This is a genomic window from Clostridium sp. BSD9I1, from assembly GCF_900185645.1.
GTDB lineage: Bacteria > Bacillota > Clostridia > Clostridiales > Clostridiaceae > Clostridium_AK.
Window position 1 is genome coordinate 347,004 of record NZ_FYAM01000024.1, and the last position, 22,987, is coordinate 369,990.

General features: G+C 31.1%; 20 protein-coding genes. 6 read left to right on the top strand and 14 right to left on the bottom strand.

The genetic code is table 11. The annotated features are described in order from the left end of the window. Positions 1-153 precede the first annotated feature (153 nt). Positions 154-1,344, top strand: coding sequence for a sodium/glutamate symporter (gltS, locus tag BSD9I1_RS15140; RefSeq protein ID WP_186431032.1), 1,191 nt, complete (start codon positions 154-156; stop codon positions 1,342-1,344). Positions 1,345-1,434: 90 nt separating this feature from the next. Here the strand turns inward: gltS and BSD9I1_RS15145 are convergent, their stop codons facing one another. From BSD9I1_RS15145 to BSD9I1_RS15190, 10 genes are all read right to left on the bottom strand, one after another. Next, positions 1,435-5,739, bottom strand: coding sequence for a 2-hydroxyacyl-CoA dehydratase (locus BSD9I1_RS15145; protein ID WP_186431033.1), 4,305 nt, complete (start codon positions 5,737-5,739; stop codon positions 1,435-1,437). 149 nt (positions 5,740-5,888) lie between these two features. After that, on the bottom strand, positions 5,889-6,497 hold the full coding sequence (locus BSD9I1_RS15150; RefSeq protein ID WP_186431034.1) for a V-type ATP synthase subunit D: 609 nt from the start codon (positions 6,495-6,497) through the stop codon (positions 5,889-5,891). Beyond that, entirely contained in the window at positions 6,497-7,876 is a 1,380-nt protein-coding gene (locus BSD9I1_RS15155) for a V-type ATP synthase subunit B (RefSeq protein ID WP_186431035.1), read from the bottom strand. The genes BSD9I1_RS15150 and BSD9I1_RS15155 overlap by 1 nt, the downstream gene beginning before the upstream one ends. A gap of 2 nt (positions 7,877-7,878) precedes the next feature. Then, positions 7,879-9,651 carry a V-type ATP synthase subunit A gene (locus BSD9I1_RS15160; RefSeq protein WP_035310243.1) on the bottom strand — a complete coding sequence of 591 codons (1,773 nt, stop codon included), beginning with the start codon at positions 9,649-9,651 and terminating at the stop codon, positions 7,879-7,881. A 6-nt stretch (positions 9,652-9,657) separates the two neighbouring features. Beyond that, positions 9,658-10,284 (bottom strand): V-type ATP synthase subunit E, encoded by a 627-nt coding sequence (locus BSD9I1_RS15165; protein ID WP_186431036.1) that lies wholly within the window; start codon positions 10,282-10,284, stop codon positions 9,658-9,660. Positions 10,285-10,302: 18 nt separating this feature from the next. Then, positions 10,303-10,611, bottom strand: a complete 309-nt coding sequence (locus BSD9I1_RS15170) for a V-type ATP synthase subunit F (RefSeq protein WP_186431037.1) — start codon at positions 10,609-10,611, stop codon at positions 10,303-10,305. 18 nt (positions 10,612-10,629) lie between these two features. Then, positions 10,630-11,055, bottom strand: coding sequence for an ATP synthase subunit C (locus tag BSD9I1_RS15175; RefSeq protein ID WP_035310238.1), 426 nt, complete (start codon positions 11,053-11,055; stop codon positions 10,630-10,632). 25 nt (positions 11,056-11,080) lie between these two features. Further along, positions 11,081-13,072, bottom strand: a complete 1,992-nt coding sequence (locus tag BSD9I1_RS15180; RefSeq protein WP_186431038.1) for a V-type ATP synthase subunit I — start codon at positions 13,070-13,072, stop codon at positions 11,081-11,083. Positions 13,073-13,092: 20 nt separating this feature from the next. Continuing rightward, a complete protein-coding gene (locus BSD9I1_RS15185; RefSeq protein WP_186431039.1) occupies positions 13,093-14,136 on the bottom strand; it encodes a V-type ATPase subunit in 1,044 nt (347 codons plus the stop codon). Positions 14,137-14,138: 2 nt separating this feature from the next. Continuing rightward, complete coding sequence (locus BSD9I1_RS15190) at positions 14,139-14,462, bottom strand: hypothetical protein (RefSeq protein ID WP_186431040.1); 324 nt, start codon at positions 14,460-14,462, stop codon at positions 14,139-14,141. 329 nt (positions 14,463-14,791) lie between these two features. On the opposite strand from BSD9I1_RS15190, the gene BSD9I1_RS15195 reads away from it, so the two are divergent. The 3 genes from BSD9I1_RS15195 to BSD9I1_RS15205 all read left to right on the top strand — a co-directional run bounded on the left by BSD9I1_RS15195 (position 14,792) and on the right by BSD9I1_RS15205 (position 16,818). Beyond that, the gene (locus tag BSD9I1_RS15195; RefSeq protein ID WP_186431041.1) at positions 14,792-15,553 is read left to right on the top strand and encodes an ABC transporter ATP-binding protein; all 762 of its coding nucleotides are present in this window, start codon (positions 14,792-14,794) and stop codon (positions 15,551-15,553) included. Then, a complete protein-coding gene (locus tag BSD9I1_RS15200) occupies positions 15,553-16,356 on the top strand; it encodes an ABC transporter permease (RefSeq protein WP_186431042.1) in 804 nt (267 codons plus the stop codon). The genes BSD9I1_RS15195 and BSD9I1_RS15200 overlap by 1 nt, the downstream gene beginning before the upstream one ends. Positions 16,357-16,464: 108 nt before the next feature. Next, a complete protein-coding gene (locus BSD9I1_RS15205) occupies positions 16,465-16,818 on the top strand; it encodes a tetratricopeptide repeat protein (protein WP_186431043.1) in 354 nt (117 codons plus the stop codon). An 85-nt stretch (positions 16,819-16,903) separates the two neighbouring features. On the opposite strand, the gene BSD9I1_RS15210 is transcribed toward BSD9I1_RS15205, so the two are convergent. The 3 genes from BSD9I1_RS15210 to BSD9I1_RS15220 form a co-directional block, all read right to left on the bottom strand. Next, positions 16,904-18,076 (bottom strand): transglutaminase-like domain-containing protein, encoded by a 1,173-nt coding sequence (locus tag BSD9I1_RS15210; RefSeq protein ID WP_242966512.1) that lies wholly within the window; start codon positions 18,074-18,076, stop codon positions 16,904-16,906. Between the two features lie 82 nt (positions 18,077-18,158). Next, complete coding sequence (recX, locus tag BSD9I1_RS15215; RefSeq protein WP_186431045.1) at positions 18,159-18,803, bottom strand: recombination regulator RecX; 645 nt, start codon at positions 18,801-18,803, stop codon at positions 18,159-18,161. 47 nt (positions 18,804-18,850) lie between these two features. Continuing rightward, positions 18,851-20,083 (bottom strand): pitrilysin family protein, encoded by a 1,233-nt coding sequence (locus BSD9I1_RS15220; RefSeq protein ID WP_186431046.1) that lies wholly within the window; start codon positions 20,081-20,083, stop codon positions 18,851-18,853. 265 nt (positions 20,084-20,348) lie between these two features. Between BSD9I1_RS15220 and modA the strand changes: the two genes are divergently transcribed. Together modA and modB are read left to right on the top strand one after the other, a co-directional pair. Then, on the top strand, positions 20,349-21,128 hold the full coding sequence (gene modA, locus BSD9I1_RS15225; RefSeq protein ID WP_186431047.1) for a molybdate ABC transporter substrate-binding protein: 780 nt from the start codon (positions 20,349-20,351) through the stop codon (positions 21,126-21,128). 69 nt (positions 21,129-21,197) lie between these two features. Continuing rightward, the gene (gene modB / locus BSD9I1_RS15230; RefSeq protein WP_186431048.1) at positions 21,198-21,854 is read left to right on the top strand and encodes a molybdate ABC transporter permease subunit; all 657 of its coding nucleotides are present in this window, start codon (positions 21,198-21,200) and stop codon (positions 21,852-21,854) included. Between the two features lie 111 nt (positions 21,855-21,965). On the opposite strand, the gene BSD9I1_RS19070 is transcribed toward modB, so the two are convergent. Then, positions 21,966-22,841 carry a CAP domain-containing protein gene (locus tag BSD9I1_RS19070; protein ID WP_186431049.1) on the bottom strand — a complete coding sequence of 292 codons (876 nt, stop codon included), beginning with the start codon at positions 22,839-22,841 and terminating at the stop codon, positions 21,966-21,968. Positions 22,842-22,987 lie beyond the last annotated feature (146 nt).

The following is a 22,987-nucleotide window of genomic DNA, read 5'->3' on the forward strand; positions in this document are numbered from 1 at the left end:
TTTATAAAAAAATGTTGAATTATGAAAATATTTATGCTAGTATATTAAATGTTCCTTAAGGATATCAAATATATGATTTATTTTTAACTTAATATTATTTTTACATAATTAATATTTTAACAATATTTACATTTAAGAAAGGTGGTATTTTTTATGCAATTTAAATTAGATATGATGCAGACCACAGCTTTAGCAGTTGTTGTATACTACTTTGGTGGCTGGCTTAGATCAAAAGTAAGCGTACTTGAAAAATTCTGTATACCTGCACCTGTTGTTGGTGGACTTGTATTTGCAATTGTAAACCTTATACTAAGACAAAATGGAATTTTAAAACTTGAAATGGATACTACGTTACAATCCCCTTTTATGATGGTATTCTTTACCACAATAGGTATGGGTGCTAGCATAGACTTAATAAAAAAAGGTGGATTACAGGTTGTTATATTCTGGTTACTTGCTTCTGTGCTTTGTATATTCCAGGATGGTTTAAGTGTTATATTATCAAATGTACTTGGAATTGATCCAAAACTTGGATTAATTGCTGGTTCTATAACTATGACAGGTGGACATGGTACTGGTGCTGCCTTTGGTGCTTTATTCGAAAGCCAAGGTATGCAAGGTGCTTTAACAGCTGCAATGGCAGCTGCAACTTTCGGACTAGTTATGGGTTCTATAATAGGTGGACCTATAGGACAAAGTCTTATTAAAAGAAAAGGCTTAAAGCCTTCTATTTCTAAAGAAGCTCAAAATACAGCTGCTGCTGCTTCTGAAGTTGTAGATGAAATTACTTATGAAGAGTTATTTAAAACTCTTGCTATAGTTTTAGTTTCAATAGGTATTGGTGCAGTACTTGGAAACTTCTTTAAGAATATGGGACTAACTCTTCCTGCTTACGTTAGTGCGATGATAATTGCTGCTATAATATTAAACGTTGGAGAATCTACTGGTAAATGGCACATTAACGCAAAATGTACAGATGCAATTGGAACCATAGGATTAAACGTATTCCTTTCAATGGCTTTAATTGGATTAAAATTATGGGAACTTGCAGATATAGCAGGCCCAATGCTTGTAATATTAGTTTCTCAAACAATACTTATGGCTTTATTTTCAACATTTGTTACATTTAACTTCATGGGTAAAGACTTTGATGCTGCAATTGCGGCTGCTGGACACTGCGGATTTGGTATGGGAGCTACTCCAAACGGTATAGCTAACATGACATCAGTTTCTGAAAAATTCGGACCAGCTCCAAGAGCATTCTTCGTATTACCTATAGTTGGTGCATTCTTAATAGACTTTACAAATGCAATCATAATTACTGCATTCGTAAACTTCTTCTAATAAACTTAATTAATAGTCACTATTTGATAGTTGACAACTTTTAAAGAAGTTCCGCTTTAGCGGAACTTCTCTTTATTTTGCATTCTGTATTTACATTCCCAAATGAAGTCCTTCATTATAATCTTGCACAAAATCTTGTTTTTTCTCTTTGTGGCGTACTGTATTTTGTTCAAACTGAAGATTTTTATTTGCCACGGATAGCATAAGTTTTATTCTATTCAACTGATTTACTTCACTGGCACCAGGGTCATAATCTATAGCAGCTATATTTGCACCTGGATAAATCCTTTTAAGTTCTTTTATCATCCCCTTGCCTGTCACATGATTTGGAAGACATGCAAAAGGCTGCATACATATTATATTTTTAACTCCAGTTTCAATAAGTTCTACCATCTCACCAGTTAAAAACCACCCTTCCCCTGTTTGATTTCCTAAGGAAAGTATTTTCGATGCTCCTTCAGCTAAAACTTCAATGCTTTGCGGAGCACTAAATCTATCACTATATTTCAGTGCCTTTTTCATTTCTTTTCTATAAAGCTCCATAAATTTTATAGCAGAACTCGAAATAACAGCTGTAACCTTCGAACCTGAAAGTTCTTCATATTTATATATAGCACCATGAGCACAATACATAAAAAAATCTAAAAGATCAGGCACTACTACTTCTGCTCCTTCTTTTTCTAAAATGTCTATCACTTCATTGTTTGCAGTTGGATGAAATTTTACCAATATCTCTCCCACCACTCCAACTTTAGGTTTTATAATATTCCTTATCTCTAGGTTATCAAACTCTTTAACTATACTCCAAATATTATTTTCAAACTCCTGATGATTTCCACTTTTTATACTATTCTTGCACTTATCCATCCATTTTCTAAAAAGCTGATTAGTAGAACCAGGAATTTTTTCATAAGGTCTTACTTTATAAAGTACTCTCATAAGTAAATCTCCATAAATAAGCGCCATAAGTCCTTTATTAATAAGACTTAAACTTACTTTAAATCCTGGATTTTTCTCGAGACCTCCTACATTTGCAGATATAACAGGAATTCCACTAAAACCTGCTTCTTTTAATGCTCTTCTTAAAAAAGCTATATAATTTGTGGCCCTACACCCTCCCCCAGTTTGAGATATTATAACTGAGGTGTTGCCCAAATCATACTTTCCAGATTTTAAAGCTTCAATTATCTGACCTACTACTACTATAGATGGGTAGCAAGCATCATTATTTACATACTTAAGTCCTTCATCTATGGCACTTCTATCTACAGATGGAAGTATTTCTAGATTATATCCCGCTTCATTAAAAGCTTCTTGTACTAATTCAAAATGTATTGGCGCCATTTGTGGGCAAAGTATTGTATGTCTTTTTTTCATTTCCTTTGTAAAAATTACTCTCTTCTCCGGTTCAATTATCTTATGTGGCACAAAACCACTTTTATCTCTTTCTTGTATTGCAGCCATTAAAGATCTTACTCTTATTTTTACTGCACCTAAATTGCTTCCTTCATCTATTTTAAGTACTGTATATATTTTCCCATAGGAATTTAATATTTCCTGTACCTGATCTGTGGTTACAGCATCAAGTCCGCAGCCAAAAGAATTAAGCTGTATAAGTTCTAAATCTTTTTCCTTAGCTACAAAACTTGCTGCAGCATAAAGTCGTGAATGATAAACCCATTGATCTACAACATTTAAAGGTCTTTCTACATTACCTAACTGTGCTATTGAATCTTCTGTCAGCACAGCTATACCAAAAGATGTTATAACTTCAGGAATCCCATGATTTATTTCAGGATCTAAATGATATGGTCTCCCCGCTAACACTACTCCTTTTTTACCTGTAGTATTTAAATATTTTACTACTTCTTCGCCTTTTATTCGTATATCACTTTTAACTTTCTTATCCTCTTCATATGCAAGTTTTAACGCTCTTTGAAGTTCAACATTTGAAATATTAAATTCACTTAACTCAACTCTTAGCCTTCTAAACATCTTCTTTTCGTCATCAAGAGGTAAAAAGGGATTCATAAATTTAATATGTCTTTCATTTAATATATCCATATTATTTTTAATTACTTCAGGGTAAGATGTAACTATAGGACAATTAAAATGATTATTTGCTTCTTTAAATTCCTTTTGTTCATAAGGAATGGAAGGATAAAATATAAAATTCACCCCCCTGTTCACAAGACTCATTATGTGTCCATGAACAATCTTTGCTGGATAGCACGCAGATTCTGAAGGTATCGTTTCTAGCCCAAGTTCATAAATAGTTTTAGATGATCTAGGTGAAATTTCCACTCTGAATCTAAGCTCATTAAAAAATGTAAACCAAAATGGATAATTCTCATACATATTTAAAACTCTTGGTATTCCTACACTTCCTCTGATAGCTTCTTCCTTTTTCAAAGGAATATAGTTAAATAGTCTTTTATATTTATATTCAAATAAGTTTGGTACATCTTCACTAGAGCTTTCTTTTTCTACTCCTCTTTCACATCTATTACCTGAAATAAACTTAGAACTATCTGAAAAATTATTCACAGTCAAAAGACAATTATTTGCACACTTTCCACACCTTTTCATAGATGTATTCCATTTGAAACTTTCAAGTTCTTCTAACGGAATCAGTGTAGTAATATGCGCTTCCTTATATCTTTCCTTTGAAATAATGGCTGCTCCAAAAGCTCCCATAAGGCCTGCTATATCAGGCCTCACAGCTTCTCTTCCTGAAACACACTCAAAGGCACGAAGTACCGCATCGTTGTAAAAGGTTCCTCCTTGGACAATTGGCTTTTCACCTAAACCTTCAGCATTTCTTACCTTTATAACCTTGAAAAGTGCATTTTTTATTACAGAATAAGATAATCCTGCAGATATATCTCCTACAGTGGCTCCTTCCTTTTGAGCTTGTTTAACTTTGGAGTTCATAAAAACTGTACATCTTGAACCTAAATCCACTGGCTTTTTAGAAATAAGCGCTTCTTTAGCGAAGTCCTGCACCTTCATATTAAGAGAATTTGCAAAAGTCTCAATAAAAGAACCGCAGCCTGAAGAACACGCTTCATTTAACATTATGCTATCTATTACCCCGTTCTTTATTTTAAGGCATTTCATATCCTGTCCACCGATATCTAATATAAAATCTACCCCCGGTAGAAAGAAATCTGCAGCCTTATAATGAGCAATAGTTTCTACTTCACCTATATCTACAGATAAGGCATTCTTTATTAAACCTTCTCCATAACCTGTTATAGTAGAATTTGCAATTCTAGCCTCTTTAGGTAATTTTCCATAAAGATCTTTCAAAACATTAATCACAGATTTTAAAGGATTTCCTTCATTACTCCCATAATGAGAATATAAAAGCTCACCTTTTTCGTTAATTAAAGCTACTTTAGTTGTAGTGGAGCCTGCATCTATACCTAAGTAACAGTTTCCCTTATGTTCTTTTATATCTTTAGTTCTTACTTTATTTTCATCATGTCTTTTCTTAAATTTTAATAACTCTTCTTCAGATGAAAATAATGGCTGCAATGCTTTAGTTTCTTCATTTATATCTTCATTCAATACTTTTAATCTGTCATTTAATTCACTAAACTTAATTGCTTTCCCATCTATCGATGAAATTGCAGCTCCCATGGCAACAAAAATCTGAGAGTTCTCCGGAAAGATAACTTCTTCTTCTTTTAAATTCAATGTTTCTATAAACCTTTGCCTTAGTTCTGATAAAAAACAAAGTGGACCACCTAAAAAAGCCACATTACCCTTTATAACTTTTCCACAAGCAAGTCCACTAATGGTTTGATTAACTACAGCTTGAAATATTGAAGCTGCTATGTCCTCTTTAGCCGCTCCTTCATTTAAAAGAGGTTGTACATCAGTTTTTGCAAAAACTCCACATCTAGCTGCAATAGAATATATTACATTGTAATTTCTAGCAAGCTCGTTTAATCCTTCTGCATCAGTCTTAAGAAGCGATGCCATTTGATCTATGAACGCCCCCGTGCCCCCTGCGCAGGTTCCATTCATCCTTTGGTCAAGGCCACCCCGGAAAAAGGTTATTTTTGCATCTTCTCCTCCAAGTTCTATAGCAACGTCTGTTTCAGGTATAAATTTATCTATAGTAGTTGTACATGCTATTACTTCTTGGATAAAAGGTATATTAATCCACTTAGAAACTGCAAGGCCACCAGATCCAGTAACCATTATAGTTACGTGATAATCGCTAAAGATTTTATAGGTTTCTTTTATTACTTTTATCATAGTGCTTTTAATGTCTGAAAAATGCCTTTCATATTTGCTATATAATACATTAAAATAATCATCTAATACTGCAATTTTCACAGTGGTAGAACCCACATCTAATCCCAAATGCAATACCTTTTTCATAGCTTTCTCACCTTTTTAAACTTTCTATTTAATTAATTTTTAGTTAAAAAATACCCATATATTTTAAATATATGGGTATTATATAATTTTCATACCTTTAAAGCAAATCACAGAAAAGGCTAATTTATTCTTAAAAGTGCCAACTTTTCTTACTTTTTCTTCTTTACAACTTTAAGCCTAAAGAAATCTTCTCTTTCCTTCTCTTCTAATACTTCACTAATGCTTTTAACAGTTGCCCTAAACCTTGGTATTTGTATATTTTCTAATGCATTGGCTCTTTTCTGTGTTTTTTTAACTTCCATCGCAAGTCTATATATTGCATTTTCTAATTCCGCTAGCTCATATATGAGATATTTTACTTCATTAAAACTTTTATACGCTAAATCCATTGCAGTATTACTCTTATAAAATCCATAGGATGGCTTTATATCTTCTTTGTTAAAATATACACGAGGAACTTCCACCCCCATAACAGATTTAAAAAGTATATCATAATCATTTGCTTCAGGAACTGCCATGGCTATTTCTTCAACTTCATATATACCCATGGTTATATTAGCTCTTTCAAGCGCCTTATAAGCTTCTGAAAATATTTTATTGATTTTATCTTGAATACTTTTTGCCTTATCCACATACTCCATAAGTTCTCTTATAAGCACATTTCTTTTTCTATCTAAAAGTTCAAAACCCTGCTTAGAAAACTCAAGTGAACTTTTTGCACTTATTAAATTCGCCTTGGTAGGAGCTAGATTTTCCATTAAGCTTCACCTCTGTAATATTCATCAAGTATTTTAGGATTTACCCTATCAAGTTCCCCCTTAGGTAAAATTGAAAGTATATCCCATGCTAAATCTAAAGTTTCCCCTATACTTCTATCTTCTTCAAATCCCTGTTTTAAAAACCTTTCCTCAAATTGTCTTCCAAATTCCACGTATATTTTATCTATTTCCGACAATTCATCTTCTCCTATTACTTGGGCTAGTGCCACTACATCCTGAACATGGGAATAACTTGAAAAAAGCTGATTTGACACATCTGGATGATCTGCTCTTGTGTAATCTTCACCTATTCCGTCTTTCATAAGTCTTGATAACGATGGGAGTATATTTACTGGTGGATATATATTCTTTTGGTATACGCCTCTATTTAAAACTATTTGCCCTTCTGTAATATACCCTGTTAAATCAGGTATAGGATGGGTAATATCATCATTTGGCATTGTAAGTATTGGTATTTGTGTTATAGATCCCTCTCTTCCTTTCATCATTCCAGCTCTTTCATAAAGGGAAGCTAAATCTGAATAAAGATATCCCGGATACCCTTTCCTACTTGGCACTTCTTCCCGAGAAGATGAAATTTCTCTTAGCGCTTCCGAATAGTTTGTTATATCAGTCATTATTACTAATATGTGCATTCCCTTTTCAAATGCAAGGTATTCTGCTGCAGTTAATGCACAGCGTGGAGTAGCAATTCTTTCTACTATGGGGTCATCTGCTAAATTAGTATACATAACAACTCTTTCTAGAACTCCTGCTTCTTCAAACTTTTTTCTAAAAAAATTTGCATCATCATGCTTTATTCCCATAGCTGCAAATACTACTGCAAACTCACCCTTTGAATTTCCGCTTAACTTTGCCTGTCTTACAATTTGAGCAGCTAGTTCATTATGCGGCATGCCATTTCCAGAAAATATAGGTAGCTTTTGTCCTCTGATGAGAGTACTTAGGCAATCTATTGAAGATATACCTGTTTCAATAAAATTTCGCGGATATTTTCTAGCAGCAGGATTCATAGGTCTTCCGTTTACATTATATTTAGTACTTGTATATATTTTCCCACCACCATCTCGGGGCTCTCCCACTCCATTAAATTCCCTTCCCAAGATATCCTCTGAGAGGCTTATAGAAAGAGGCCCTCCTGTGAAACTTACAGCAGTATTTTGAGTAGATATGCCAGTAGTTGTTTCAAATACCTGTATTACCACCTTATCTCCATCTATTTGAACTACCTTACCCTTTTTTCTTTCATTTTCATTTACTACTATATCAACTATTTCATCATAAGATACTCCCTTTACCTCAGATAATACTATTAAAGGGCCTTGAATTTTATCTAAAGTTAAATATTCCTTTTTCATATCTACTCCTCCTTTCTACCATATTGCTCTATAAGCTCTTTATAAAAGTTTTTAACCTTTTCTTCCAATAAATCTATACCGCTTAAATCCTCATTTGGTATATTATATTTTATTTTCGTGATTTCCTCATATAAATCTTTATTTTTTATTTTAGAAATTGGGATACCTTGCTTTACTGCCATATTTGAGCATTCATATAAATTATTTATAAGATTTAGCATTTTAAACTGCTTATTTAATGGTACAAAAGTATCTTCTTTGTGATAAGCATTTTGCTGCAGAAATCCAATTCTTATTATTTTTGCAATTTCAAGAATAAGCCTTTGGTCATCTGGGAGCACGTCTTCTCCCACAAGCTTTACTATTTCTTGAAGCTTATCTTCTTCGAATAATATCTTAAGTATTTTTCCTCGTAACTCCATCATTGTATCTGAAATATTTTCCTCATACCAATCTGTAAGCATGGAAATGTATCCACTATAGCTTGTTAGCCAGTTTATAGCTGGGTAATGCCTTGCATATGCAAGTTTCTTATCCAAGCTTAAGAATGAGCTTACAAATCTTTTTGTATTCTGAGTTACAGGCTCAGAGAAATCTCCTCCAGCTGGGGATACAGCTCCTATAACCGTTAAAGACCCTTCCGTTCCATTTAAATTTTCAACATAACCTGCTCTTTCATAAAACTCTGCAATTCTTGTAGGTAAATATGCTGGATATCCTTCTTCGGCAGGCATTTCCTCTAGTCTTCCAGAAATCTCCCTTAACGCTTCTGCCCAACGCGATGTTGAATCTGCCATTATGGCAACATGATATCCCATATCTCTAAAATATTCAGCAATTGTAATTCCAGTATAAATAGAAGCTTCCCTTGCTGCCACAGGCATATTTGAGGTATTTGCAATTAGAACTGTCCTATTCATTAAAGGCATATTTGTTTTAGGATCTATTAATTTTGGAAAATCTTCTAATACCTCTGTCATCTCATTTCCTCTTTCACCGCAGCCAATATACACTATTAAGTCAGCATCAGACCACTTTGCAAGCTGATGTTGAGTCATAGTTTTCCCTGTACCAAATCCCCCTGGAATTGCAACAGTTCCTCCTTTTGCTATAGGGAAAAAAGTATCTAATATTCGTTGTCCTGTGATTAATGGAACAGTTAGTGCTTTTCTTTCTTTTACAGGCCTTGGCTTTCTTACTGGCCACATTTGATAAAGAGGAAGTTCATATTCCTTTTGATCTTTTAATAGCTTTATAACTCTTTTCTCTATATTATAATTTCCACTTTCCGCTGCCCATATAACTTTTCCTTCCACACCTGGTGGAACCATAAGCTTATGCTTTAAAAGTGGGGTTTCCTGAACCTCGGCATACACATCTCCAGACTTTAAATATTCTTCTGTCTTAGCCTTTATAGAAACTTCCCAAAGCTTTTCATCATCTAAAGAAATAAGTCCTATACCCTCTGGAATAAATCCATAGGACAACTGGTTTAGCTTTTCTAGAGGCCTTTCTATTCCATCAAATATATTTCCTATAATGCCTGGTCCCAATTTCAGCGATAACGGCCTATTCGTAGATACAATGTTTTCTCCTGCTTTAAGCCCTCCTGTTTCTTCATACACCTGTATGGTTCCTATATCTCCTTCTAATATAATTACTTCTCCTATAAGTTTTCGCTCTCCTACCATTACCATTTCTCTCATTTGAAATTCACTCATACCTGAGGCTTTTACAACAGGACCATTTATTCCAATTACTGTTCCTTCCTTCATAAGATTTTACGCCTCCCCATTTAACTCATCCATAACCTTAGTACCTACTTCTTCCTTTAATTCATATATCTTGTGAATCAGGCTATTATCTATTCTAAATTTCTTATCTTCATCCTCTAATATAAAGCCTCCAATTATGGGAACTTTTGAAGGTTTTATATTAAAGGACTGTGAGATATCTTTCAGTTCCTCTTCTATATCCTCTTTATATTTCTCAATATCTTTTTCTGATAAGTATAAAATAAAGCTTTCTGGTATTTCTAGAACTTCATTACTCTTTAAACTTTTAATTTCGTTTAACAAATAACTTCCGTATTCTTCTGTACTGCTGTATTCCGTTATACCTTTCTTTACTTCCTCTATTGTCTCCGTTATTATTTCTTCTTTTATATTTAAGAGTTTTCTTTGGGTATCCATTTTAACTTTAGATACTTTTTCCCTTTGTTTTGCTGTAATCTTCTTTTCTATATCCTTTATAGTTTTTTCTTTATAGTTTTTTAATTTTTCATTTTCCTTTAATAGGATTTCATTTATCTCGCTACTAGCTTTCTCCTCTTGCTTTTTAAACTGCTCATCTATCTCGCTAAAAACTATTTTGGTAAATAACTTCAACTTATCTTCAATACTAGTCATATATATCACCTCAAATCTTTAAAGTTTTAGTCCTATAGCTTCTTTTACATAATTTAAAAGATGATCTTCTCCCCTTTTAGAACCATGTCTGTCAGGTATTTCAACCACAAGAGGCAACAATTTAGATAATTTTATTTCACTTAACTCCTCTGAAACAAGCTCTGCAATTTTTTCTGTAACTATTATAGTGCTTATTTCTTTATCCTTTAATAAATTCTCCAATATTTCTAACACTTCTTCTCTTTTATGAACCACACTTCCTCTTATTCCTGCTATTTTAAGTCCTACTATACTATCTACATTATCACTTATTAAAAAAGCTTTCATAATTGTAAACTCCTTAAGTTAAAGTCTTGAAAGTATCATTATAGAAATTATAAGCCCATATATAGCAATGCCTTCTGCAAGTCCTACATATATAAGTGTTTTACCTAATATTTTAGGATCTTCTGATACTGCACCAAGGGCTGAAGAGCCAACTACACCTACTGCATAGCCTGCACCTATAGTTGCAAGTCCTGTACATAATGCTGCTGCAATGTATCCCATTCCTGAAGCAGTTGCAATTGAGGTAGTCTCCGCTGCACTTACTATGTCTGGAATCATAAATATTATTGCAGCACTTATAACTGGAATAAACGCCCCAAGGTTTATTTTAAGTGCTCTTTTAACTCTTGTATTTCCTTCTAAATCATCCTTAGCCTTTTCTGTGAATCCATAAGTTATTGTTCCTAAAACTATGCAAAAGGTAATTAATAATAAATAGAACATTATTTTTCCTCCTCATTTTATAAATTTAAATATTTTCATTAATTAAACTTTTACTATTATTAAGCTTTATTGGTTGGAATTCTATGCCTCCTCCTTCGTAATACTTACTAAACAGTTCATAATATTCCAGCCTCAATCCTTGAATAAATACTATAAGCCCTTCAAGGCCAATTATTATGATGTTTCCTAAAATATACATCAATATACTTCCTGCTTCAGAATTCATCATGTTTGCTAGTGAACTAAATGCAATAAATAACCCCACATGATTTAATGCAAAAGCTCCTACCCTAATAAAAGATATAGTATTTGAAAACATTCCTAGGAGAGTTTCCAACACTCCAAATCCTCCTTCTATAAAATAATCACTTTTACTTTCACTATAAAGTGGACGTATTCCCTTTATTAAATTTGATAACGGCTCTTTAAACACCATAATCATGAGCATTGCTATGAATAAAATTATCCATATTGAAGTTCTAAATGTATTGATTCCTATAACCTTTGAATAAGTAAAGTAAAGCAAAAGCACATAAAACAAAAGTCCATTTACTCCATCCTTCCCAAATACTCCATTTTCTATATCCTTTCTTTTAAAGTTATTAACCAAGCTAAATATAAATCCTACTACTAAAAGCATACATCCAAATACTACTGCCATAATTAAAACATCTTGTATATTTTCCATAGGTCTTATAAATGCTGCTGGAATTACATCTTCAAACCCAAATACACTTCCATACAGAAACCCAAATATAGCCGAACTTATTCCTAACCTTGCAAGTATTCCTCCTAAATTTACTCTTCTCATCTTATACTTTAAAAATAATCCTGCAATCAAAAATACAAGTCCTTGACCTACATCTCCAAACATAGCTCCAAATATAATCATATAACTAATTCCTAAAAACAATGTAGGATCTGTTTCATCATAGGACGGAGCTCCATACATATTTACCATAACTTCAAATGGCCTTACAATAGAATTATTCTTAAGTCTTGTGGGCGGAGTTATTGTTTTATTAGTTATTTTACTAGGTTCCTTACTTAAAACAATTATCTTATTTCCGAAGCTATTTAACTTTTCATTAAGACTTCCTATTTCATCTTCTGGAACCCATCCACAAAGATAAAAGAACTCGTTTGTACATGCCGCATAATCCTTTAGTTCAGAAGTTTTTAGCTGAAGTTTTAGACTTACATTGAGTATATTTATTTCTTGTTTATTTTCCTCATATATTTTTTTCATCTGTGCTTCTAGTTCTAATATTTCTCTTTGCAGTTCATTAAACTCCTGTTTTAGTTTTTCTTGTATTTGAAGTGGAGTTCCTTCATATTGCCATGGCATTTCAACAGTTTCTAAATTTAAGGAATTCAGTATTCTATCTGATTCATTTTTTAGCATCTTAGGAGTTATGATTATTACTACTCTATAATCCTTAGCCTTATATACCTTCTTCACCATGGAGGGTGTATTTTCATAATTAATCTTTAATTTATGGGAACTTTCAAGTGTTAATTTGTATACCCCTACATGAAAATTTCTTAAGTTTTTTATTTCTTGTAAAGGTACATCTATGTCTTTAAAGTAGGATATATTATTTAAAAATAACTTTACTTTTTCCTGTGCTTCTTTTTTATCTAGTAATTTTTTATAAATTTCTTCAAACTTCCCGTCTATCCTTACTATTTTATCTAAAAGTTCTTCATAGTTTAAAATAAGTTCTTCCTCTTGTACAGGAAAATTTCTATCCAAACTTACAATTTCTAAAATCCTTTTTATATGTGCTTCTACAGGTGCATAATCTCTTTCATGCACATAAGGCCTTACATAATTTAAATCAATAATTTTTTCTAAGTTATCTTCTGTAGCAGAAACAGTAAAATCCGTAGTATCTATTTCATTCATGGCATTTACAGGGTGTAATCCATTAAAAAGCACCACCTGTTTGGCTACATTTTCAAGTAAATCCATAGTTCCTATAATATTTACCATTTTCATTTTTTCTACGGACACAGAGCCTCACCCCCTAAATTTTAGCAATCGCTTATATATCTATGAATTTCTTCTGAATCTAATGAATATCTTCTGCCTTCAATTATGGATACTATATACTTTATTTCTAAAAGAGCTAATTCTAAATAAGAAGCCACTATAGATATATCCATAGGACTTTCTTTGGCATATTTTAAATATAAATTTTTCATATACCTTAATATATCGCTTTCTATTAGATGATCATCCTTTTTTCCTTCTCCAAACACTTCTATATATGGAGTATATCTTATTGAGCTAAATAGTTCCTCCATATTTCTTGAATAGCAGAGATTCTTTAAATCCTTTAAGTGAAGTCTATATCCATCATATATTGTGTAGTTTAATAAGATTTCTGGTGCTATGTTATAGTACTTTTTGCCTCTAAAGATCCATTGTATATTTAAAAGATCACTGTATACACCTATTATATTTTTAAGAATTTCTCGGCTTTCCTTATGAATTTTTTCTTCAACCTTTCTAAGTTCACTGAAATACGAAAAATCCAGTGACATTTCTATTCTAAACATCCCTCCCTCTTTTACAGAATTAAGTAGTGGAAAAATATGATTATAATATTTCGTATTCTTAAGTATTTCAGTAGCTTCTTCCATACTTCTAACTGAAATTAACTCATCATAGTTTATTTGGCTTAATGGGCTTTTATAAGTCATAAGCGACTCTATATCTTCGTTTTCTCTCCCTAAATACTTCCCCCTAAGTATTACCTTTAAATCCTCTATTTCAAGTTTCATAAAAAGTACTTTTATTAAACTTTTATAGTCTCCTCTAAGGTAATGACTAAGTTTGTAAAAACTTTCAGTATAAGATCTTTTTAGTATTTTTTCTAATTGCCCTCTATGCAAATCCTGTATATTATAATCTTTTAATGCTTCTTTATAATTTGTATTTTCTTTTAAGTAGCTAAGAGCCTGTACATAATCCTTTGAATTTATAAGTTCCTCATATTGCTCTTTTGTAAGGAGTTTCCCCTTAAGTGCCTTTGCTTTAGTATTAACTGCAGCAAACTGTGCAACACTTCCCATGATTATTCCTCCTTAGTTAATGCAACAATGTTTTTAATGGCATCCTCTACCACCTTATTTTTTATTTTTTCATACTTACTTTTAAATGCGCTTTCCTTTTCTTCTAATTGCTTCTGAATATCTGCTATTATCATTTCTTCTTCAAGCTTCTTTTTACTTATTATTTCTTCTTTTATTTTCGAAATTTCCCTGTCTGTTTCCTTCCATAATAATTTCAACTTTCCCTCTGCTTCTTTTTTCTTATTTTTTAATTCTTCTTCCTTTTGCGCTTTTAGTTTCTCTGCTTCCTTATCTATAGATATAATACTTTTAATTGCATTTTGCATATATTCACCCCACTCATATAATCATCATGATAATTCTTACTACTCTTTATCCGTTTTTTAATATTTATTTGTCTATTTTACTCCTGCAATCTTAGATTTAAAAGGAACACATACCACAAATTGCTTGAACTAATCAGTGTAAAACTGGCATTTTTTTCATGTAATCAAGCTATACAGTTTGCCATTTACTTTTATGACATATTTTAGTGAAATTGCAAAACAATTTTTTATAGTATTCTTTTAACCTAATATTCATTATCACTTTAGTCTTCATCTACATATACTAGAATATGACTTTACTGATTGAAAATATTAAGGAGTTGGTTTTAGTGGATAAAGTAGTTGTTAAAGATATATATATGAATTATCACTCTTTATCAAATTCTACGATGGCAATTAACAATATATCATTTACCGTTAAGGATGGTGAATTTTTAAGCATAGTTGGTCCCTCTGGCTGTGGAAAATCAACCGTCTTAAATATAATAGCAGGACTTTTAAAGCCATCTTCTGGAGAAATATTTATAGATGGAGAAAAGGTAGATAAAGTTTCTTCTAAAGTTGGCTATATGTTTCAAAGAGATCATTTATTTGATTGGCTAACAGTATTGGACAACATTACACTTGGTTTAAAAATTCAACATAACTTAACAGAAGAGCGAAAAAGGAAAATAGATCAGCTTTTGAAAGATTATAATTTATGGGATTTTAAAAACCATTATCCTAAAGAACTTTCTGGAGGAATGCGCCAAAGGGCTGCTCTCATAAGAACTCTTGCCTTAACTCCCGAAGTACTTCTACTAGATGAACCCTTCTCTGCACTGGATTATCAAACAAGGCTTAATGTAAGTGATGATATATATAATATATTAAAAAAAGAAGGAAAAACAATAATTATGGTAACTCATGATTTATCAGAGGCAATTTCCATGTCTGATAGGGTAATAGTTTTATCCAATAGGCCTGCAGAAATTAAGAGGGAATTGGAAATAGGTTTTTCTGATTTAGAATGTAAATCGCCCTTAAAATGTAGAGAGGCTTCAAACTTTAGAGTGTACTTTAATGAACTTTGGAAGGAGTTGAATTCCTAATGATTGACTTTAACCAAGAGCGTAAAAATTATATAGAAAATGTCAAGAAAACAAAGCTGAAAATCACCTTAACTAGACTCTTCATATTAATATCATTTTTTGCATTATGGGAAATTGCAGGACAGCTAAAATGGATAGACCCATTCCTAACCAGTACCCCATCTAGGATGTGGAAGAGCCTTTTAAAAATATACAGTGAAGGTACATTATTTAAGCATATATTAGTTACTTGTTATGAAACAACAATTGGATTTTTACTTGGCACCATACTTGGAACTCTGGTAGCAATACTTTTATGGTGGTCGGATTTTTGGTGCAAAGTTCTTGATCCTTATCTTGTAGTTCTAAATGCTCTTCCTAAAGTAGCACTAGCACCTATTATAATATTTTGGGTAGGTAATGGAATGAAGGCAATAATAATGGTTGCATTACTTATATCCATAGTTGTAACAATAATAGGTGTATTGAATGGATTTAAAGAAGTAGATGAAGATAAAATAAAACTTTTAAAAACCTTCGGGGCTAATAAGTGGCAGATACTCTCTCACTTAATCATACCCGCATCTGTTCCTACTTTAGTTTCTGCTCTTAAGATAAACGTTGGTCTTTCTTGGGTTGGCGTTATAATGGGAGAATTCTTAGTGGCAAAGGATGGATTAGGATTCTTGATAATATTCGGGGGACAAATTTCTCAACTTGATATGGTTATGATGAGCATAATTATACTTTCTGTGCTTGCATATATTATGTATGAAGCCGTTACTCTAATAGAAAAAAAATTTAATACTCAATCCCGTAGATAAATTATGAATATTTTTTTCCATTTTGGTTATTATTTCTAATGTAATATTTAAAGATTATATAAAATATATTAATACTAGAGGAAATGTAATCAAAGGAGGAAGTTTTTAATGAATTACTTTCAAGAGGCAAATGATTATTATAATTTAAAAGAATATAAAAAAGCTATATCCCTTTATCAAAAATCAATACTTGTTAAAGAAAACGAAGCAGCTTCTTTATATAATTCTGCAGTATGTTTTATAAAACTTAAAGATTATAACAATGCAATTCCTCTTTTAAAATCTGCAGTAAACTTAAAAAGGGATAGCAAATACTTTTTTAATTTAGGATACTGTTATGCAATGTTAAAGAATAATAAGAAAGCTTTGATATATTTTAATACCGCTTGGGCGCTAGACAACGAAGATAAAGATTGCGAAAAAGCCATAGGAATAATTATGAAAAAGTATAGAAAAAATTAGAAATTCTGCTCCTACAGAATTTCTTTCTTTTTACTCATAAACATACTACAAATAGGGCGTTTTCGATATTGAAAACGCCCTTCTTCTACCATTCTCCTGCGATATTTGCATCTTTATGATCTAGATCAAATCTTTTGCTATTAAAATAATTTCCACCCTTATAAAATGTAGGGTCTACATTTATCCACTTATCTTCCTCAGCAATATATATCTGATTCCAAGCATGACTTACCCAGCTTACTCCGTTAAACCCTTGTCCTGTAACTAACCTTACGGGTATATCATTTGCTCTAGCCATGGCCACATAAAGACATGCATAATCAAAACATATTCCTTCCCGAGTTTCAAATGTTGGTATTGCGCCTGATTCTACTTGAAAATTGTTATTTAAAACCTTATATGCTTTATCATAATCATACTCTACATTTTTGCCAACCCAAGTATATAATGTTTTTGCCTTATCTTTACTTGTTTTGTCTTTAGCTACGAGTTCTTTTGCAAAGTTATCTATTTGCTTATTAGACTTTATTCCTTCATTTAAAGTTACACCGTTATAATATACAACAGTTCTCTTTGCTTGATTTGTTATATTTGTTGAATTACTTGATTCTTTTACAACTATTTTAAATGAATTGTTTATGACTTCTGGAAGCTTCTTTGCAAGGTTTGAATTTGTTACAGGAATTATTGTAGTTTTACATACATAATTATAAACCTTAGAATTTTCCAAATACTTATTAAAAGAATCATTTGTATAAAATATTGATGCTATATTTAATGCTAAAGTAACAAATAAAATATAGGATATAGCCTTAGGAAACTGAAATACTCCCCCTATTATACTTTTAAAGAAACCATTTTTTTGCCTTAAGTAACTTTCTATTCCATCTAGAAGAGGATAGGATGTTATGCTATTTAAGGCATTAAGTATAAATAACGCTATCCTATATATAATCATCATGATTGCAGGTATTATAAATATATATATTATAAAAGGTTTTCCTTCTATATAGTCTAATATATTAGGAGGTATTGATTCATACAGCCTTTTATATACTCCTGTATCATGCTGAATAAAGAGTTTTTTCCCGTAAACTACACCTAGAAGCAGCGATATAATAAAGGATATACTTTTGTTCATTTCTTGTATGTCAAATTTTAAACTTTTAGATGAGAACTTAAATACAAATCCCTTAATTATTGGATATATAAACACCAAAATCAAAGCTAAAGTAATTGGATTTACACTTTTCAACATGTTATCCCTCCCTTGCATAATTTGCAGAAATCTTTGATTGCGTCGCAAATTAGCACATCTCAACTAATTTCAAATGTTTCCTTTAATCTAATTGAGATGCTTCCTTTAAAGTACGATTTAAAAAGGACTTTACATCATCCCAAGGGTATCCCCTTCGCATAAGATAGTCCCCTAACTTTTTATATATTTTACGAGTATCCTCTTCCCTTTTTATAAGCTGCTGGTACTTTAACGCACCTATTCTTTCTAGAGAATCTCCTTCTTTTTCCTTATCTATATTTTGAAGCTTTTCTTTAATTAAGGACTCATCTAATCCCTTTTGCATTAAAGAATATTTTATTTTATTTCTTCCCTGACTTAACAATTTCTCTTTTACATACATATCAGCAAACTTACTATCATCCAGAAAGTTATATTCTTTTAAAAATAAAATTGCCTTTTCTATGGTCGATTTTTCATACCCTTTTGCTAAAAGCTTTTGCATAACTTGTTTTTCTGTTTTATGAGCCTTTTCTATACTATGCAAAGCGTCATTTTTGCACTTTATATAATTATCTTCTTCAATTATGGCTTTTATCTTATCTATATCTATTTTTTCTCCAGATTTAAGTCCATAATTATAAATTATTTCTGCACTACATGCAAATAAAAAATCTTCATTTACATAAACATTAACTCTATTTTTATTTCTCTTTTGTACTTCAATCTTTGTTATAATGTGTTCCAAAACATCCTCCTCGTAGCTACAATCAATACCTAATAATCATTAACTTATTATTTACTACTTTTTAAAATATGAATAGTTGGATTTGAAAGTACAGTATGCGCTATTTTATATATATCTTCTTCCTTAATTTCTTCAATCTTTTTCATATCATCTAAAAATGCCTGTATACTTTCTCCGTCAATCATTTGATGTATTACATAATTACTTAAGTCAGTAGGATCTTCTAATGTAAATACGATTCCGGTCTTTAGCACCTTTTTCATAAGATTTATAGTTGCATCATCAAATGATATTCTTGCCTCATTTATATCTTCTAAACACTTATCTATAACTTTAATGCTTTCTTTTATATTTTCTTCTGCAACTGCAGTGTAAATATATAAAGATCTTACATAATCAGTAGTATCAAGATTTGTATACACATCATAAGCAAGTCCTCTGTCTTCTCGCAAATTTCTAAATAGCATAGAATTGCCGCTATCTCCTAATTTATGATTTAATATTTTAAGTGCCATTTCTTCCTCTTTAGTAAGCTTTGGAAAGGTAAATAAATAAATAATCGTACTTTGCTCTATATCCTTTTTATAGGATGTGTGGGTACCAGGTATGTTTTCTTCCACATTAACTTTTTTACTGACACTTTCCTTAGCCTCAACATCTTTAAAATACTTTTCTACTAATTTATATACAAAATCATGATCATAAGGTGACACTATACTTACATACATATCATTAGGTATATAATGACTTTTATAAAAATCCATAAGCTTTTTTCTTGTAAAACTTTTTACATGTTTTTCTGTACCTAAAGTATCATATTTTAAAGGACTATTAACGTATGATAGCTCATTTATTCTTTTAAAACTATAATCTTCTACATCATCTTTGCTTGTCCTTATCTCTGCTAAAACTACTCCTTTTTCCTTTTTTAATTCTTCCTCAGGAAAATTAGAATTTAAGATCATATCACTTACTATCTCTAGTGACTTTTCAAGCTCTTCACTTAAGGCAGTTACACTGCAAACCGTGCACTCGAGATCTGTATATGCATTATACTCTCCACCTAATTCCTCTAACTCCTTATTTATAACTTCATTACTTCTATTTGTAGTTCCCTTAAAAAGCATATGCTCAATAAGATGGCAAATTCCCTTTTCATCATCTTCTTCATATATAGAACCTATCTTAACTCCTACATGAAGTGAAAATACCTGTGTATCTTTCTTTATAGAAACCAAATTCAAACCATTTGGTAATGTACTTAACTTTGAATCAAACATATTGTTATCTCCCTCTGCTATGCTTAAATTAATAGTTATATAGTTAATAATTAGTGAACACTTTCCTAAGTGCAAATTTTATACTTTGTTAATCAACATTATCTAAAAATATCTCAATTTTATTATAATTTATATACTCTTAAAAGTGAAATGAATATTTTACTACATATTTTTATGTTAATCTTAGTAAAATTACCTTTTATAAAATACTGTGATATAATACAAGTAAATATACCCATATTTTATAAATTTAAGGAGTGGTTTTATGAAAAAATATATCTTAAATTGTATTTTATTTATATCTTGTTTTTTTATATTTATAGGCTGTAGTAGCTCATCCACTAAAGAAACTGATAAATCTCTAGTTATGTCAGCTGCATCAAGTCTTATGGAACCATTAAATGAAATAAAAAATAATTTTGAAAAAGAAAACAATATTAAAATAAATATAAATTATGCTGCTTCAGGCACCCTTAGAAAACAAATAGAAGAAGGTGCACCTGTAGATATATATTTTTCTGCAGATAAGGATAACTATGATAAACTTTTAAAATCTAATATAATAGATAAAACTTTAGGAGAATACACCATAAAAAATGAAATAGTTCTTATAATAAATAAAGGTTTTAAAAACTATAGAGATATTAAATCTATTGAAGATTTACATAAAACAAAGCTAGACAAGTTATCCATAGGAACTCCAGAAACAGTCCCAGCAGGTAAATATGGGCTTGAAACTCTTAATTATTATAACATTTTTGAAAATTTAAAGGGTACTATTGTTTATGGAAGAACTGTAAAAGATGTCCTTAATTACGTACTTACACAAAATGTAGACGCCGGAATAGTATTTAAAACAGATACCTTAGGTAAAGAAGATAAAATAAGTATTATAAACATTCCACCACAAAGTCACAGTGAAATAGTTTATAAATGCGGCATACTTACAAACTCTAAAAGCAAAGAAAATGCTCAGAAATTTCTACATTATTTAAATGAAGAATCTAGTAAAAAGATATTTGAGAGGTACGGATTTAATTATTAATTAATACTTATCATTGTCATATGAAAGCTTCTAATAATTATTATTTATACGAAAGGTTTGAGACTTACTATGGGTAATGCAATAATTTTATCTTTAAAGATTTCCATTATATCTACAACTATAGTTCTTATACTAAGCTTAATTGCTTTAAAACTTCTTTGGAAAAACAATACCTTAATGAGAGATTTTATTGAAACAATATTAAGTCTTCCCTTAGTACTTCCCCCTTCAGTTATAGGATATATATTACTCATAGTTCTTAGTAAAAACAGTGCCTTAGGAAAGTTATTATATGAAAGCTTTAATTTACAAATTATATTTACAACTAGTGCAGGAATTATAGCAGCTGTTATAGTATCCTTTCCTCTTATGTATCAAAGTATAAAATCTTCCCTTATGAGTATAGACAAGTCTTATGTAGAAGCAGCCCGCACTATGGGAGCCTCAGAACTGCAAATTTTTTTTCACATAATGATTCCCATGTGTTGCTCAGGACTTATTAGTGGAATTATATTAGCCTTTTGCAGATCCCTTGGAGAATTTGGAGCAACACTTATGGTTATGGGAAATATCCCCAATAAAACTCAAACAATTCCTCTAGCTATTTACTTTGCAGTAGAATCAGGTAACACTAATTATGCCAATAGTCTTGTACTTATAGTTATACTACTAAGCTTTTCACTTAACCTTGTATTGAACTTATATTTAAAGAAAAAACATTCTTAGTATAATCATATATTAATTTATCATATCATTTCCATAACAATATTCATCCCTATAAATAAAAGGGCCGTCTCAAAATAAAATTTGAGATAGCCCTTCTAATTAATAATTAAATTATTTTCCTATAAACATCTGTGTCCAATAATTATTATAGAAACCTACACCTATTTCAGTGAAGTTACCATTTAATATATTTGCTCTATGTCCTGGTGAATTCATCCATCCTTTTACAACTTCTTCTGGAGTTCTTTGTCCATAGGCAATATTTTCTCCTGCTGTTCTATAAGAAATTCCAAAGGATTTCATCATATCAAATGGTGAACCATATGTTGGTGAATTATGATCAAAATATTTCTTATCAACCATATCTTTAGATTTTATTCTAGCAACTTTACTTAATTCAACATTTAATGTTAATGGTTTTAATCCTTGTTTTGATCTTTCAATATTTGTAAGCCTTACTACTTCTTTTTCAAATTGATTTACTTGTGAATCTCCAGCTTGTCCAACATTACTTTCCGGAGTAGTTGGCTTTGGAGCTTCTGGTGCAGTAGTTTCTGGCTTGTCCACTGGTTTTGTAACCACTGGTCTTGTTACTACTGGTTTAGTTGTTTGTGGTTTTTTAACTTGAGTTACTACGTTTGTCCAATCATTTGTATCAGTAATGCATTCATCATTATTTTGCACAGCAACTTCTTCTTTATTAGTTTCAGTTACTTCTTTTTGATCTTCATTACTTGCAGACGTTTTATCTTCTGATACGTTGTTGTCATTTCCCTTTGTAGCTTCTACATTATTAGCTTCTTTATTCTCTGTAACTTTTGAAATTTCTTCTTTAATGTCAATTGGGCTTTTAATCCCTTCTTCATTTTCAATTGCTATTGGCGCATTATTGGCACCTGTTAATTTTTCAGCTGATGAACTGCTACATCCGGAAGCTAAGGATGCTATTATCGCAATTGTAGATACTAAAACTGCTACTCTTTTCATAGATAATCCTCCTATATCTCTTTTCTTGGCCATTCACCAGAATTATTATAACATGTTTTTCTATAAATTTTAATAAAATTTAAAAAGTACCAGAAATTACATTTGCAATTGTCTATATATTCTAATTTTAGTTACTAATTTTTCTT